Origin of the sequence: Streptomyces cucumeris (genome assembly GCF_024295805.1) — a bacterium.
GTDB classification, from domain to species: Bacteria; Actinomycetota; Actinomycetes; order Streptomycetales; family Streptomycetaceae; genus Streptomyces; species Streptomyces cucumeris.
In genome coordinates, this window is record NZ_JANCLX010000022.1 from 47,083 (window position 1) to 62,182 (window position 15,100).

Here is a 15,100-nt window from a genome sequence, read left to right on the forward strand (position 1 = left end):
TGATGGGCGGGAGTGCGGCGGGTGGTCAGCCCGGGAACCTGCCCGCGCTCCGCAGGGCCCAGCGTCGCTCCGCGTACGCCAGGTCGTCACGCCACAGCCGGGCGGCCGCCGCGCGGATCAGCGGGCGCAGCGCCGGGGCCGCGGCGCGCGCCACGCCGAACCCCGGCCGGTCCGACACCGCGACCACCGCCTCGATCACCGCCGTACGGGGCCGCCCCGCCGCGTCCGGGGTCAGGGGCGTGGCATGGGTTTCGACCACGGACCCCTGCCCCTCGCCCGCCACGATGCGCATCACGACGGTCCGTGGACCGGGCGCGGTGAACTCCGCCCGGACCGGGACCGTCGCCCGCCCCGCCACCTTGAACGCGACCTCCACCACGAAGGCGTCGCCTTCCGGGTCCGCGGTGTCATCCCCGGCGGGTGCCTTCACCACCGTCAGATCGACGAACGAGTACGGGTGGAGCCATGCGCCGTGCCATGGATCGAGCCGGTTGGCCACCACATCCTGCGGTTCGCAGCGGCCGACACCGGTGTACACGGCGCTCAGCGCGCGGACCGGATCGGGCCGGACCGGGACGGCCGGCCGCTCCAGGGGGCGTTCACCACCGGTCCGGTCCAGCCGTACCCAGACCAGTACCCCGTCGTCGTACGCCGGGAAGGGGTCCCAGCCCGCGAACGGCCCGCCGTCCAGGGCGAGTCCGTGCCAGCGGCAGATCAGGGTGCCGCAGCGCACCGGGCTGTCCTTGAGCGGGGCGCCGAGGTGCGGACACGCCCCGGGCCCGGCGCGCAGCGCCCCGTCGGCGCCCCGCCACACCACTACCTCGACACCTGCGACGGTGCGGCCGAACGGCCGCCCCGGCCGGACGTCCCGCGAGGCGGCCAGGACGAACCAGTTGCCGCAGGGCCGGGCCCGCGCGCGGGCCAGCGCGTCGGCGATGAGCGCGGGACGGGCCTCCCGCCAGGTGGGCGGCTGCCGTTCCCACGGCACGGAACCGCGGCGCAGCCGCAGGGCGTACCGGCCGCGCCGGGCATGGAGGAAGGTCATACGGAGCCCTCCCGTGCGAAGGCCCCGCGGTGTGCTGGCGCGGGGCCGGACACCCCATCGGGTTCCGGTCCCCGGGCCCGGCCGGTGCGGTCCCGGAGCCGGGCGGCCGCGACCCGGCCCAGCCCGTCCACCGCCACCGCGGCACGGCGGCGGCGCGGAACGGCCGAACGCCGGTGCACCACGCGGTAGTCGTCCGCCGCGATGGCGTCCAGGATGCCGCCGTAGAGCACACAGGCCGTACGGATGCACGGCCGGGACACCGGATCGAGTATGGCCAGCCCGGGGGTCGCCTCGCGGTACACCCCGAGGGTGAGCCCGGCCGCGGCCCGCAGCGCGGCCACGATCCGCCGGTCGTGGACCCCGGTGGCGCGGCTCCACTCCAGCAGCTCCCGGTCCACCCCGTGTGCCGCCAGAAGGTCACGGGGCAGATAGACCCGGCCGCGCTCCAGATCCTCGCCCACGTCCCGCAGGAAGTTGGTGAGCTGGAAGGCGACACCCAGCGCGGCGGCGTGCGGAGCGGCCTCCGCGCGCGGGACGACGGTGCCGAGCACGGGGAGCATCTGCAACCCGATGACGGCCGCGGAGCCGTGCATATAGGCGCGCAGGTCGTCGTAGGTGGCGTAGTCGGTGACCGCCAGATCGCTGCGCATGGAGGCCATGAAGTCGGTGAAGTGGCGGTGGTCGATGCCGTACACGGCGGCGGTGTGCGCCAGGGCCCGGACCACCGGATCGTCACTGGTGCCGGTGCGCAGCCCGGTGGTCAGCCGGGTCCGGAGCGCGTCGAGCGCCGCGCCGCGCTCGGCCGGACCGGCCCGGCTCACCAGGTCGTCCACGATGTCATCGGCCCAGCGGGCGAAACCGTACAGGGCGTGCACCGCGGGGCGGCGGGCCACCGGCAGCAGCCGGGTGGCCAGGAAGTACGTCTTGCCGTGGCGTGCGTTGAGCGCCCGGCAGCGGGTGTACGCGGCGCGCAGCGCCGGGTCGGTGATCCCCGCCGCGTCCAGCTCCCGGGCGGTCATGGGCCGACGCCTTTTCCTGCGGGTTCCGCATCGGTCAGAGCGGGGGGCCGGGCGGTGGCGCGGGACGGCGGCCGTCCGGCGCCGGAGGGCTGTCCGGTGATCCGCAGCGCGGCCAGCTTGCCGGAGAGCAGCACCGTCGGCACCCCGACACCGGGTGTGGTGCCACATCCGGCCAGCACCGCGTTCGCCACTCCGCGCACCAGGTTGCGCGGCCGGAACGGGCCGGTCTGCGCGAAGGTGTGCGCGGCGGAGAACGGAGTGCCCGCCGCATGCCCCTCGGCCGTCCAGTCGGCCGGGGTGACCAGGCACTCCTCCTCGATGGCGGCACCGATCCCGGTCAGTCCGCGGCGCTCCAGCTCGGTCAGCAGACCGTCCCGGTAGCGGGGCGCCAGCTCCCGCCACGCCCGCGGACCGGGCCCGATCTCGGTGTTGGGGCAGGGCGCGAGGATGTAGTGCAGATGGCGGCCGGGCGGGGCGAGACCGGGATCGTGGGTGGTCGGGCGGGTGATCAGCAGGGACGGATCGGTCATCGTCCGCCCCGTGCGGGTGAGTTCGTCGAAGGTGCCGCGCCACGCGGCACCGAAGGAGAGGGTGTGGTGCGCCAGATCAGGCCAGGTGCGGTCGGTGCCCGCGTGCAGCACCACCGCCGACGGGGCGTGGCGCAGCCGCAGCGGACGGCGTGGCCGCCGCCCCAACAGCCCGTAGGAGACCGGCAGATCGGGGGTGAGGACCACCGCGTCACAGGGGATGCGGCCCTGGTCGGTCAGGACGGCGGTCACACGGTCCCCGGTGCGCTCCAGCCGGGTGACCCGGTGGCGGTAGCGCAGTTCGGCACCCGCGTCGGCGGCGGCGCCGGCCAGCGCGGTCGGCAGGGCGTGCACACCGCCGCGCGGGAAGTACACCCCGGCCACCGTGTCCATGTACGCGATGACCGCGTACGCGGCCAGTGCCCGCGCGGGCGGCACCCCGACGTAGAGCGCCTGGAAGCTGAACACCCGGCGCACCCGCTCGTCCTGGAGGAAGCGGCCGAGCCGCGCGTCGAGCCGTCCGAACCCGCCGAGGGCGGCGAGCCGGGCCAGATCGGGGTGGAGGAGCTGCCAGGGGGAGTCGTAGTTGGTGTCGATGAATCGGCGCATCTGGACCGCGTAGAGCCGTTCCAGCCACGTCCGCAGCCGCCGGTAGCCCCGCGCCTCACGGGCGCCCGCGAACCGGCGGACCTCCGCCTCCATGGCGTCGGCGCCGGTGTGGACGTCGAGGTGCTCACCGTCGGCGAAACGGGCGCGGTAGGCCGGATGCAGCCCGATCAGCTCCAGTCGGCCGGCGAGCCGGTCGCCGACGGCGGCGAGCGCCTCCTCGATCAGATGCGGCATGGTCAGCACGGTCGGGCCGGTGTCCATCCGGTAGCCGCCGCGCTCGGTGCGCCCGGCCCGTCCGCCGGGCAGGGCCGCCCGTTCCACCACGGTCACCCGGCGTCCGGCGCCCAGCAGATGGAGCGTGGCCGCGAGCCCCGAAAGACCCGCGCCGACCACCACGACGTGGTCGGTGCGTCCGTCGACGGTCCTCATCGGCCGCCGTCTCCGGGCGCGGCCACCTCCGCGTCCACGGCGGTGGCCGGACTCCGTTCTCCCGCGGTGCGGCGCATGGCGCTTCCTCTCTGAGCGGCCCGGTGGCGGCAGCCGCCCCGGGCGGTCCGCCACATCCGACACCTCCGACGGGCGCACCGTCCGGCGCGCCGTCGCATCAGGAGGGGTGCCCGCTCAGCGGGTGTCCGTGTCGCCCCGGCACTCCTTCGGCCCAACCGGTGTGGTGTTCCGCCACGCCTGGGCGTAGGCCGCCGCGGCCGAACGGGGGTCCTCGGCCGCGCACACCCCGGAGACCACGGCGGCCCCCGCCGCCCCGGCGGTCCGCAGCCGCGGCAGATCGGCGGGGGTGACTCCGCCGATGGCCACGGCGGGCAGCGGACCGAGCCGGACCAGCCGCGCGAAGCCGTCGTGGCCGAGGGCGGGCGGCGCGTCGGTCTTGGTACGGGTGGCGCGCAGGGCGCCGATGCCCAGGTGGTCGACGCGTGCGGGCTCCCCGGCCGCTGCCCGCACCTCCTCGGGCGTGGCCGTGCTCAGCCCGAGCACCGCCTCCTCGCCGATCAACTCCCGTACGGCGGCGACGGGCAGGTCCGACTGGCCCACGTGGACACCGGTCACCCGGGCCCCGGCGGCCCGTGCGGCCAGGAACACATCCACACGGTCGTTGACCATCAGCGCCACCGGCTCGGGGAGGACGGCGGCCACCTCCAGCACCGTGCGCAGGAAGTCCCCGCCGTCCGCGGCCTTCTCCCGCACCTGCACCGCGGTGACACCCCCGGCCACGGCATGTGCCACGGTCTCGGCCACGCTGCGGCCGCGGGCCGCGCACTGGGCGGTGTCGGTGACCAGATACACCGACAGATCCACCGGCGGTGCCCCGGCGGACGGATCCGCCCCGGAAGACGGATTCCAGGAGGAGCTCATGAGATCGCCGCCTGTGCGGTGAGCTCCGACGGCTCCAGCGCGGCCAGGGCGTCCAGGAACGCCACCGCGAAGCTCCCCGGGCCGGACGACTCCCGGGCGGCGCGCTCGGCGGCGACGGTGTACGCGGCCACCGCCGCCACTGTGGTGGCGAACCGGTCCCCGTCCACCGCCGCGAACGCCGCCAGCACCGCGCCCAGCGCACAGCCGCCGCCGGTCACCCGGGTCAGCAGCGCGTCCCCGTTGGCGATCCGGGCGTGCCGGGTGCCGTCGGTGACCACGTCCACCGGACCGGACACCGCGACCACTCCACCGGTGGCGCGGGCCAGTTCCCCGGCGGCCCGCCGGGCGGCCTCCACCTCGTGTGCGGAGTCCACCCCGCGGCCGCCGCCACCGCCGTCCGCCAGGGCGATGATCTCGGAGGCGTTGCCCCGGATCACGGTGGGCCGCAAGCCCAGCAGCCGCCGCGCCAGTTCGGTGCGCACCGGCAGTACGCCGACGGCCACCGGATCCAGCACCCATGGGGTCCCGGCCGCTGCGGCCGCCCGCGCCGCCTCGGTCATGGCGGTGCGCTGCTCGGCGTGCGGGGTACCCAGGTTGACCAGCACCCCCGAGGCGATCCCGGCGAACGGACCGGCCTCCCCGGGGATGTCCACCATGGCGGGGGAGGCACCGAGGGCCAGCAGCGCGTTCGCGGTGAAACCGGTGACGACCGCGTTGGTCAGACACTGCACCAGCGGGGTGGTCTCCCGCACCCGGGCGAGGGCGTGCGCGGCGAAGGCGGTGTGCTCGGGGACGGTGGAAGGGGCCATGGGGGAACGCTCCGGAAACGGGGTCGGGACGGGGCGGCGCGGGCTCACTCCGGTATCGGGCCGGGTTGGCGGGAGGCCGGTGCGGGCGCGAGGCGGCGCAGTCTGAGCGGTGCGTAGACCAGGAGTGCCGCGAGGAAGGCCGTGTAGTAGGCGAGGTCGGCGCCGTGCAGCGCCTCGGCCACCGGACCCGTGTACAGGGTGGTGTCCATGAACGGTACCGCCGCGGCGAAAGCGGCGGCGAACGCCAGGACCGCGGGCCACCAGGGCTGCGGCCGGGCGCTTTCGGCGGCCAGGTCGACGGGGGCGCCACCGCGGGCCCGCGACCGGGCGAACCAGTCGACGGTCACCACGGCGACGAAGCCGGGGATCCAGTAGCCGACGAACAGCAGCACGTTCTGGAAGCGGGCGGTGGTGTCCGCGGCGTGCATCCACAGCACCAGCGGAAAGCCCAGTACGGCGGCGAGGGCGGCCGCGAGCGGACGCGGGATCCGCACCCCGACGGTCTGCAGTGCCAGCGAGCCGCTGTAGTCGTTCATGGCGTTGCTGCACAGCGCGGCCAGCGCCACGGCCAGCAGTCCGAGCGCGCCCGGTGTGCCACCGCCCAGCGCCTCGTCCACACCCCGGGCCGTCTGGTCGGTGAGCACCGAGGCGCCCCACAGTCCCAGCGCCTGCACCGCCACGAAGGAGAGGGTGACCCCGAGGAGGGTGCACCAGAACATCCGCGCCCGTGAGGTGGCGCGCGGCAGATAGCGGCTGAAGTCACTGGCGTACGGCGCCCACGACAGTGCGAGACTCAGGGCGATCGTGCTGGTCAGGACGAACGCACCGGCGCGGTCCGCACCCTGGGCGGCACCGGCGGTGACCGGGTCCGCGCTGTCCGCCAGCTTCACCGCGAGCGCCAGGAAGGCGGCGGCGAGCACGAACGTCATCACCGTCTGCATCCGGTGGATGGCCTCGTAGCCCAACACCCCGAGCGCTCCCTGGGCGGCCATCATCACCAGCACACCCAGCCAGAACGGCCAGCCGCACAGCCGGGCCAGCGCGTCCCCGCCGAACAGGCCGATGAGCGCGTCCCAGGCGACCGAGGAGAGCCACTGGAGGACACCGGGCACCGCGACGGCCCGGCCGAAGGCCAGCCGTGCCAGCGGGAGCTGTCCGGCCCCGGTCCGGCTGCCCCAGGTCCCCAGGTACGCGGTGGGCAGGGCGCCCAGGAGGGTGCCCAGCACCACCGCGGTGAGCGCGGTGGCGAAGTCCAGGCCCAGGGCGATACCGACGGTGCCGGTGAACACACCGGTCATGGTCAGGTTCGGGGCGAACCACACGGTGAACAGCCGCCCCGGCCCGCCGTAGCGGTGGGTCTCGGGCACGGGCGCGATACCGCGGGCCTCGACCCGCAGATCGCCGGGTGCGGCGGGCATCCGTCCGTCGTGGACGGAGACGGGGCCGGATACGGCCGGCTCGCCGGGGGCATGCGGCAGTGACATGGGTGACATCCCTCCGCCAGTGCTAACTGGTTCAGGTTCGACGGGTGTGATCTCAGCCCCCGCAGGGGCACCCCGTGTCCGGGTAAGGCGGCCCCAGCGTAACCCCTCACCCGGCGACCCCCGTCCCGAGGCCGCACGTCAGCGGTCCGCGAACCGTCCGGTACGGCGGCGCGTCAGCCGCACTGCCAGGTGAACATCGCCCGGTCGAAACGGCCCGCGGCGAGGTCCTCGGGACGGATCAGCCAGTACAGGACACCGGCGTCGGCCCACATCATCCCGGTGTCCTCGTCGGAGTCGAACTGGGCCAGCAGCACCCATCGCGCCGACTCCTCCTCCACGCGCGGATCCTCCCAGTCGACGCCGTCGCCCAGCACCGCCTTGGCCACCGTGATCTCCACGGCACCCTGGACGCACTGGGCGTGCCCGCCGATCTGGTGCGCGGCGCCGCTCCGGTGGTCCCACAGCGCCTCCATGAAGGCGTCATCGCGCACCGGGTGGCCGTAGCGCTCCATGACGGACAGCGCGCCGAGCCCGAACTCCCGGCTCAGCACGGTCGATTCGGAGTCCGGGGGGCTCGGCGCCACCCGGACGGTCAGGGGTACGGCCGGGTACGGAGTGAGCCCCTCGGGAGCGGGCCGCTCGGGGAAACCGTCGGCCCCCGGCGGCAGATGCAGCAGCCGCGCACCCGCCCAGGTGTCCGGATCACAGGTGTCCACCACCGCCTCGCACTCCTCGTCCTCGAGGTAGAAGAAGGCCAGGCTGCCCTCGGGGCGCAGCGGAATGTCCAGGTCATCCACGGGCAGTGCGGCACAGTCGACCACGGCCACGAACGACAGCGGACCGTAGCCTTCCCAGACGGGCCACTCGATGTCCTCGGGCAGCCGGGGCAGACCGCCGAGCCGGCCGACCACCGGATCGCCCGGACCGGCCGCCACCAGGTGTGCGGCGGGGCGCAGCAGTCCCGTCCAGCGGTCGGCCAGCTCCGGGGGCAGATGGGTGCGGGCCAGCCTGCGCAGGGCGTCGGGCGCGGTGTTCTCCTGGGTGTCCATGCGCACCATGGTGACCGGGGACACCGGCAGACCCGCACCGGGCCCCTGGAAAAGATCTGCGAACCGCCCACCGGGCTTGGTACGTTCTGGATCAGCGGGCGGCTCTCAGGTGTGCTTCCTTCTCACTCGATTACTACGACAACGAGCGCACCGAACTTCCGCCCGCTCCAAGGCTTCACGCCGCGCCCGCCCCGACCGGCGGGCGCGGCTGTTTTTCCGGCGGCGGTGGCCGTCGGACAAGGGGGATTCAGCATGACCACCACCACCCGGACCACAGGTGCCCGGACCGGACTCCGCAGCGTCGCCGAGGTGCTGCTCACCCGGCGCGGCGCGGTGTACCTGCCCGCCCGTGACGGCTCGGGACCGGTGTCCCCGGACGTCCTCGCCGGTGTGACCCTGCTCGAGGCCGACCTCCTGGACCGCGGCTATGTGCTGTCCGCGCCGCTGCGCGAGGCCCTGACCGCGGGCGGACCGACGGCGATGGCCGTCGCCGGACGCACCCTGCTCGCCGATATCGACCGGGCGCTGGGCGCCGACCGCGAGCACACCCCGCTCTTCCGGAAGTTCCCCGACTCCACCCCGTATGACACCACGGAATTCTACGTGGAGCGGGTGCTGGCCCTGCTGACACAGCATCCGCGGCAGCCGTGCGTCCTGTGCGAAGGCGAGTCCACCGTCCACGCCGTCTCACCGTGTGCGCATCTGGTGTGCCGCCGGTGCTTCGACGGCTCGGACTTCGCCGCCTGCCCGATCTGCCACCGCGCCCTCTGCGCCGACGATCCGTTCCTGCTCCCGGCCCCGCCGCGGGCCGGGGCCGGACGCCACCGCGCGCTGCCCGAGCGGCTGCGCGTCCTGGCCCTCGGCGGCGATATGGCGGACCGTCGGCGCGCCGTCCGTGAGGAGACCGGCCGGCTGCTGGGCCGTACCGCCGCGCTGTCCCCGCAGGACGCCGATGACCTGGAGGCGCTGCTCGAGGTCTGCGGCCGGGCGGACCTGGACTGGCTGCCCGCCGCGCTGCCCGGTCGCGAGACCAAGGCGCGGGTCCTGGCGTGGCTGCTGCGCGCACCGGGGACGCGCGCGGCGGTGCTGCCCGAGGTGGCGGCCCGGCTGGACACCGCCACCGACATCCTGCGGCTGCTCATCGTGTGGTCCGGCGGTGACCCCGGTCTGGTGGAGGTACCGCGGCTGGCCCCGGTGCCCCGGCCGGTGCGCCGGGCCCTGCTGGGCGCGCTGGACGCGCTCGACCCCGCCCTCGCCGTGGCCGACATGCGGCGCCACCGTGCGCTGTGGATCCCCGCGGCCCATGCGCTGCACCCCTTCGAGTACGCGGACCGCTTCCCGCGCGCCGCGCTCGCGGTGGCGGCCCTGCGGAACACCCGGCTGTCCCATGACCGGTTCGGCGACGCCCTGCGCACCGCCGCAGAGCCCCTGACCACGGTCGACACCGGTGGCGACCGGCCGCGGGTGCGCACCTGGGGCGGGCGGGTGGAGACCGCGCTCGCCGAGGGTGACCACCGCCGCGCCACCGCACTGCTCACCCAGCGCCCCGGCGAACTGCTGCGCCGGCTGGACCACCTGCTGCGGCTGGCCGGTGAGGACACCGGACCGGTGCTGTCCGCGCTGCCCACGGCGGCCACCCGGGTCTCGCCCGCGGTGCTGCTGTCCGCGCTCGGCGCGCTGCGCTCCCGGCGGCAGCCCACCGGCGAGCGGGTGTTCTTCCCCAAGGGTCCCCAGGCCAAGGCGTATCTTGCCGATGACGAGCGGGACATACCGGCCGGTCACGCCGTCGAGGCGGCCATCACCGCGCTGACCGAGGAGGTGCTGCGCCGCGCCGCCGCCCTCGGCCCGCTCGACGTGGCCGTCGTCGACGCCGATCTGGACGGCATCGTGGCGCCGTTCGCCGAGCGGACCGCCTCGCGCGCCCTGGTGACCCTGCCGCGCGGCAGCGAGCGTCCGCTCACCCCAGGCCGCACGCTGCGGCTGTTCCTGCACTGGATGGAGAGCGAGGAGTCCGGCGACACCGATCTGGACCTGTCGCTCGCGCTGTTCAACGGGGCGTGGGAGCACATCGGCACCTGCGACTACACCCGACTCCGCCACACCGGTGCCGTCCACTCCGGGGACCGCACCAGCGCCCCGGCCCCGGACGGCGCGTCGGAGTTCCTCGACCTGGACCTGGACGAGCTGGAGCGGGCGGGTGTGCGCTACGCCGTCGCCGTGGTGTTCTCCTACAACGGCGTGCCGTTCGACGAACTGCCCGAGGCGTTCGCCGGTTTCATGGTGCGCGACGAGCCGGGCGACAAGGGGCCGGTCTTCGATCCCCGCGCCGTCGAGCAGCGCTTCGACCTGACGTCCGCCGCCCGGAGTTCGGTACCGCTGGTCCTGGACATCCCCGGGCGCACCATGCGCTGGCTCGACGTGGTCCAGGGCGTCTCCGGCACCCACCACGCCGTCCACCGGCACGTCGAGGTGCTGGCCGCCCTCGGCAGGAGCCTGACCGGTCTGTTCACCTCGGGTGCCCGGGTCGAGCTCGGTGAACTCGCCGTCTGGCAGGCCGCGGCCCGTGCCACCACCGTGCTGCTGCGCCACTCCGACGGTTCGGTCACCCCGTACCGCCGCCGTGCGGACGAGGACGCCCTCGCCTTCGCGGGACGTATCGGCGCACCGGACCACGACCCGTCGGCCGGTGACACCGGTCAGGATCCCGCCCGGATCGGCGCGGCGTTCCTCGTCCGCGGGGACGTCCCGCTGCCCGCCGGCTGCCCGGTGTACGCACTGCACCCGGCGGGTCTTGACGCGGCGGTGGTGCGCCTGCTCACCGCCTCCGATGTGGTCAACTCCCTGGCGCACAGCGGCCCGACGGCCGACTGAGCGCCGGTGGCCCCGGGCGGGGCGCGGCACCGCGCCCCGCCCGAAGTCATGAGCTTCGTCGTACTCATGCGCCCTATGTCCATTCCGGGGGAATTCCCGGCCTTTCAGTGGGGCCGCGGCCCGATGGTGCAGTTGTCATAACGCACGCCGATCGGCGGGATGGACGGAATTCAGTCGCGTTATCGGCTCCCCGCCGCACATGTCGCATTCCCGATCTGTACGGGATGGGGAATTCGAGTACAGGTCGTCCAGTCTTCAAGCGATCGGCACACCTATTCCACAGACGCCCTGTGTACCGCCTGTGCCGGGCAGTGGAGCAGGGGCCCGGATGGGGGCTTCGCCCGTGATCGCGGGGATGTCCGGCGAGGTCAACCCGGGTGCGGCGGGCGAGCGTGACGACAGTGTGAAGAAAGACCGGTCACCGCGTGGGCAGATGTGTGTTCCCCGTGATCGGAACGTGGCGGAATGCACGGTTCCGCGCGATGTCTGATTCGCAGCCCACCGTGCGGGCGTGGTTACATCCTTTCGCGCTGAGGCGTTCTCAGGATCCCGGGCTCCGGAATCCTGTGGTTGTTCTGCGGGGGCCGAGTCATTCGGCAACCGCGGGCCGCTGAAAGCTCATTTCGAGATTATTTATCCAAGGGAGACGCAATAATGAACAACGCACCCAAGGTCGCGACCCAGGAGATCTCCGACGCTGAGCTGGACAACGTGGCCGGCGGGCTGGGTGCGACGGTCACCGACACCCTCGGCACCGTCGACGCCGTCACCGCCCCGGTCACCGGCGTGGTCGGCACCGCCACCGGCACGGTGGACGGCCTCACCGGCCTGAACACCACCGGCATCGTCGGCACCGTCGGTGCCCTCTGAGGCGACCCTCACCCCCTGAGGCGATCTCACCTCTGAGGCGACCTCACCTCGCCTCACGGTGCCGCCGAGCGCGGCACCTCCGGTCGGACGGCTCCGCCGTACAACCGGCCCCGTGCCCCGGGCCCGCCTGGTCCGGGGCATTCGGCGGTCCACCGGCGCCCTGCCGGCGGACCGCCGCGGCGCCACCACGACGAGGTCCTGTCCTGTCGGGCTGGGCGGGCCCCCCCACACCCCCCGGCACGGGGCGGGGCGCCCCCCCCCACCCGCGGCCCGGGCCGGCGGGCCGGCGGGGGCCCGCGACGCCCGACAGGACAGGGCCTGGCCGCGCACTCCATCCGTTCCCGCGGTTGAGGACAGATCTCGTGCAGTTCCGCCAGCAGGCCCTTTCCAAAGCGCAGTCGGCAGAGGACATCGATCTGCCGGTGCGCTACGCCCGCCCGCAAGGGTGGCTCGCCCTGGCGGTCACACTCGTCGTCATGGCCGCGGCCGCCGTCTGGTCCGTGACCGGCACGGTGTCCAGCACCCTGGCCGCGCCCGCCATCCTCACCCATGGACAGGGCAGTTACATCCTCCAGAGCCCGGTGGCCGGACAGGTCACCGCCGTGCTCGCCAAGGAGGGCAGCACCCTGCGCGCGGGCGCCCCGCTGCTGAAGATCCGTACCCCGCGCGGCAACAGCGTGGTGCGCACCCTCGCCGCGGGACGGCTCACCACCCTGGTGGTCTCGATCGGCTCCGTCCTCACCACCGGCGCCGATGTCGCCTCCGTCGAACGGGTCCGCCGCTCCGGCGACCCGCTGACCGCCACTCTCTACGTACCGGCGGAACGCGCCGCGTCGGTGCCGGTCGGCGCGGCCGTCGACCTCGGCGTGCAGTCGGTGCCGACCCAGACCTACGGGGTGCTGCGCGGCCATGTCCGGGCCGTCGGCCGCACCGCCCAGTCACGTCAGCAGATCGGCTCACACCTCGGCAGCGAACAGCTCGGCGAGGAGTTCTCCCGGCACGGGTCGCCCGTCGCGGTGCTGGTCCGGCTGGACCGCTCGGACACCACCCGCTCCGGCTACCGCTGGTCCTCCCCGAAGGGCCCGCCCTTCACCCCCGACTCCATGACCCTGGCCACCGGTACGGTCCACCTCGCCGACCGGCACCCGATCGAATGGCTGCTCCCGTGACCCCCACCCACGACGGCGGACCGCCCCGCCCGGCACCCGCCGGAAGCAGTGGACGCCGCCGCCCCGAGCCCGCCCGGGGGCGGCGGCGCGCCCCGCGGCGCACGGCCGGGCCCGCGCGGCCCCGGCGCCGTACGGTACGCACCCCCACCGTGCTCCAGATGGAGGCGCTGGAGTGCGGGGCCGCCTCGCTCGCCATGGTGCTCGGACACTACGGACGCCACGTACCGCTGGAGGAGCTGCGGATCGCCTGCGGCGTCTCCCGGGACGGCTCCCGCGCGAGCAATCTGCTGCGGGCCGCGCGCAGCTACGGGCTGAGCGCCAAGGGCATGCAGATGGAACCGGAGAGCCTGGCCGAGGTGCGGGCACCGGCCATCCTCTTCTGGGAGTTCAACCACTACGTCGTCTACGACGGCACGGGGCGACGGTTCGGCAAGCGCGGGGTGTACATCAACGACCCCGACAAGGGGCGCCGGTTCGTCCCCACCGAGGAGTTCGACACCAGCTTCACCGGTGTGGTCCTGGTCTTCGAACCCGAGGCGTCCTTCCGCCGCGGCGGCCGCCGCCCCGGAGTGCTGGGCGCCCTGCCCGCCCGGATGCGGGGCACCACCGGCACCCTGCTGGCCTCCCTGCTCGCCAGTCTGCTGCTGGTCGTGGTGGGCGCCGCCGTCCCCGCGCTCAGCCGCACCTTCATCGACACCTTCCTGATCGGCGGCGAGACCTCCGCTCTGGGGCCCCTGTTCACCTCCATGGCCGTGGCGGTACTGCTGACCGCCGTGCTCACCGGAGTCCAACAGGCCAATCTGCTGCGCGGCCGGATCATCTCCTCCACCCTCAGCAGCGCCCGGTTCCTGCGGCATCTGCTGCGGCTGCCCGTCACGTTCTTCGCCCAGCGCAGTCCCGCCGACCTCGTCCAGCGGCTGCGCTCCAACGACACCGTGGCCGAAACGCTCGCCCGCGACCTGGCCGCCGCCGCGGTCGACGGGATCGTGGTGGTGCTCTACGCGCTGCTGCTGTGGACCTACGACCCCCAGCTCACCCTGGTCGGCGTGGGACTGGCGCTGCTCAACGTGGTCGCCATGCGCGTCGTGATCCGGCTGCGCGCCACCCGCACCCAGAAACTGCGGGCCGACACCGCCCGGCTGACCACCACCTCCTACACCGGCCTCCAGCTCATCGAGACGATGAAGGCCACCGGCGGTGAGAACGGATACTTCCGTCGCTGGGCGGGCCAGCACGCCATCACCCTGGAGGAACAGCAGCGGCTGGGTGTGCCGAGTGCCGTCCTGGCCGTGGTGGCGCCCACCCTGGCCACCCTCAACAGCGCGCTCATCCTGTGGATCGGCGGACTGCGCGCCGTCGAGGGTCATGTGTCGGTCGGTCTGCTGGTGGCCTTCCAGGCGCTGGTGGCCCGCTTCACCGCACCCATCACCCGGCTCAACGGCGTGGCCGGGCGCATCCAGGACTTCTCCGCGGATGTGGCCCGGCTGAAGGACGTCGAGAACTTCCCGCTGGACAGCCTCTACACACGTGACCAGCCGGAGCCCGACACCCGCAGGCTCACCGGCCATGTCGCGCTGGAGGACGTCACCTTCGGCTACAACCCGCTGGACGAACCCCTGCTGCGCGGTATCTCCCTGTCGGTCGGACCCGGCCGGCAGGTGGCGCTGGTCGGCGGCTCCGGAAGCGGCAAGTCCACCGTGTCCCGGCTGGTCTCCGGCCTCTACAGCCCATGGGAGGGGAGTATCCGCATCGACGGGCAGCGGCTGGAGGACATCCCCCGCGGCGCGCTCGCCGCCTCGGTGTCCTTCGTCGACCAGGACGTGTTCCTCTTCGAGGGAACCGTGCGGGACAACGTGGCGCTGTGGGACCCCTCCATCCCGGACGAGGCGGTGGTGGCGGCCTTGAAGGACGCAGCGCTCTGGGACGATGTCATCGCCCGTCGCCCCGAGGGCATCCACGGCCGGGTGGAACAGGACGGCCGCAACTTCTCCGGTGGCCAGCGGCAGCGTCTGGAAATCGCCCGTGCCCTGGTCCGCCGCCCCAGTGTGCTGGTGCTCGACGAGGTCACCAGCGCCCTGGACGCGCGCACCGAACGCACCGTCATGGACAGTCTGCGCCGCCGAGGCTGTGCGTGCGTGGTGATCGCCCACCGGCTCAGCACCGTGCGCGACAGCGACGAGATCCTCGTCCTGGACCGGGGCACCGTCGTGGAACGCGGCCGCCACGAGGACCTCGCCGCGGCCGGCGGGCCGTACGCGCGGCTGATGAAGGAGCACTGAG

At 74.0% G+C, this 15,100-nt stretch carries 11 protein-coding genes and 1 riboswitch; of the genes, 4 read left to right on the plus strand and 7 right to left on the minus strand.

Going from position 1 to position 15,100, the window contains the following annotated elements; genetic code table 11:
- Positions 1-25: 25 nt before the first annotated feature.
- The 7 genes from NMK44_RS27650 to NMK44_RS27680 all read right to left on the minus strand — a co-directional run bounded on the left by NMK44_RS27650 (position 26) and on the right by NMK44_RS27680 (position 7,910).
- Entirely contained in the window at positions 26-1,045 is a 1,020-nt protein-coding gene (locus tag NMK44_RS27650) for a Rieske (2Fe-2S) protein (protein WP_254748002.1), read from the minus strand.
- Entirely contained in the window at positions 1,042-2,064 is a 1,023-nt protein-coding gene (locus NMK44_RS27655; RefSeq protein WP_254748004.1) for a phytoene/squalene synthase family protein, read from the minus strand. Before NMK44_RS27655 ends, NMK44_RS27650 begins: the two co-directional genes overlap by 4 nt.
- Positions 2,061-3,629 (minus strand): phytoene desaturase family protein, encoded by a 1,569-nt coding sequence (crtI, locus tag NMK44_RS27660; protein WP_254748006.1) that lies wholly within the window; start codon positions 3,627-3,629, stop codon positions 2,061-2,063. Before crtI ends, NMK44_RS27655 begins: the two co-directional genes overlap by 4 nt.
- A gap of 192 nt (positions 3,630-3,821) precedes the next feature.
- Positions 3,822-4,568 carry a thiamine phosphate synthase gene (thiE, locus tag NMK44_RS27665; RefSeq protein ID WP_254748008.1) on the minus strand — a complete coding sequence of 249 codons (747 nt, stop codon included), beginning with the start codon at positions 4,566-4,568 and terminating at the stop codon, positions 3,822-3,824.
- Positions 4,565-5,377 (minus strand): hydroxyethylthiazole kinase, encoded by an 813-nt coding sequence (thiM, locus tag NMK44_RS27670; RefSeq protein ID WP_254748010.1) that lies wholly within the window; start codon positions 5,375-5,377, stop codon positions 4,565-4,567. The genes thiE and thiM overlap by 4 nt, the downstream gene beginning before the upstream one ends.
- 44 nt (positions 5,378-5,421) lie before the next feature.
- Complete coding sequence (locus NMK44_RS27675) at positions 5,422-6,861, minus strand: purine-cytosine permease family protein (RefSeq protein WP_254748012.1); 1,440 nt, start codon at positions 6,859-6,861, stop codon at positions 5,422-5,424.
- Positions 6,853-6,946: riboswitch (TPP riboswitch) on the minus strand. Its footprint overlaps the gene before it by 9 nt.
- An 88-nt stretch (positions 6,947-7,034) precedes the next feature.
- Entirely contained in the window at positions 7,035-7,910 is an 876-nt protein-coding gene (locus NMK44_RS27680) for a YwqG family protein (RefSeq protein ID WP_254748014.1), read from the minus strand.
- A gap of 252 nt (positions 7,911-8,162) precedes the next feature.
- Here NMK44_RS27680 and NMK44_RS27685 point away from each other — a divergent pair, with 252 nt between their 5' ends.
- From NMK44_RS27685 to NMK44_RS27700, 4 genes are all read left to right on the plus strand, one after another.
- On the plus strand, positions 8,163-10,781 hold the full coding sequence (locus NMK44_RS27685) for an MXAN_6230/SCO0854 family RING domain-containing protein (protein WP_254748016.1): 2,619 nt from the start codon (positions 8,163-8,165) through the stop codon (positions 10,779-10,781).
- Positions 10,782-11,435: 654 nt separating this feature from the next.
- Positions 11,436-11,651, plus strand: a complete 216-nt coding sequence (locus NMK44_RS27690) for a type A2 lanthipeptide (RefSeq protein ID WP_254748018.1) — start codon at positions 11,436-11,438, stop codon at positions 11,649-11,651.
- 362 nt (positions 11,652-12,013) lie between these two features.
- Positions 12,014-12,820: an HlyD family efflux transporter periplasmic adaptor subunit gene (locus NMK44_RS27695; RefSeq protein WP_254748020.1), complete on the plus strand. Its 807-nt coding sequence runs from the start codon at positions 12,014-12,016 to the stop codon at positions 12,818-12,820.
- Positions 12,805-15,099 carry an NHLP family bacteriocin export ABC transporter peptidase/permease/ATPase subunit gene (locus tag NMK44_RS27700; RefSeq protein WP_374215352.1) on the plus strand — a complete coding sequence of 765 codons (2,295 nt, stop codon included), beginning with the start codon at positions 12,805-12,807 and terminating at the stop codon, positions 15,097-15,099. The genes NMK44_RS27695 and NMK44_RS27700 overlap by 16 nt, the downstream gene beginning before the upstream one ends.
- Position 15,100 lies beyond the last annotated feature (1 nt).

Bases quoted from the DNA above. Each gene is read 5' to 3' on its own strand.
- NMK44_RS27650 (WP_254748002.1), bottom strand. From the start codon at position 1,045: ATGACCTTCCTCCATGCCCGGCGCGGCCGGTACGCCCTGCGGCTGCGC.
- NMK44_RS27655 (WP_254748004.1), bottom strand. From the start codon at position 2,064: ATGACCGCCCGGGAGCTGGACGCGGCGGGGATCACCGACCCGGCGCTG.
- crtI (WP_254748006.1), bottom strand. From the start codon at position 3,629: ATGAGGACCGTCGACGGACGCACCGACCACGTCGTGGTGGTCGGCGCG.
- thiE (WP_254748008.1), bottom strand. From the start codon at position 4,568: ATGAGCTCCTCCTGGAATCCGTCTTCCGGGGCGGATCCGTCCGCCGGG.
- thiM (WP_254748010.1), bottom strand. From the start codon at position 5,377: ATGGCCCCTTCCACCGTCCCCGAGCACACCGCCTTCGCCGCGCACGCC.
- NMK44_RS27675 (WP_254748012.1), bottom strand. From the start codon at position 6,861: ATGTCACTGCCGCATGCCCCCGGCGAGCCGGCCGTATCCGGCCCCGTC.
- NMK44_RS27680 (WP_254748014.1), bottom strand. From the start codon at position 7,910: ATGGACACCCAGGAGAACACCGCGCCCGACGCCCTGCGCAGGCTGGCC.
- NMK44_RS27685 (WP_254748016.1), top strand. From the start codon at position 8,163: ATGACCACCACCACCCGGACCACAGGTGCCCGGACCGGACTCCGCAGC.
- NMK44_RS27690 (WP_254748018.1), top strand. From the start codon at position 11,436: ATGAACAACGCACCCAAGGTCGCGACCCAGGAGATCTCCGACGCTGAG.
- NMK44_RS27700 (WP_374215352.1), top strand. From the start codon at position 12,805: ATGGCTGCTCCCGTGACCCCCACCCACGACGGCGGACCGCCCCGCCCG.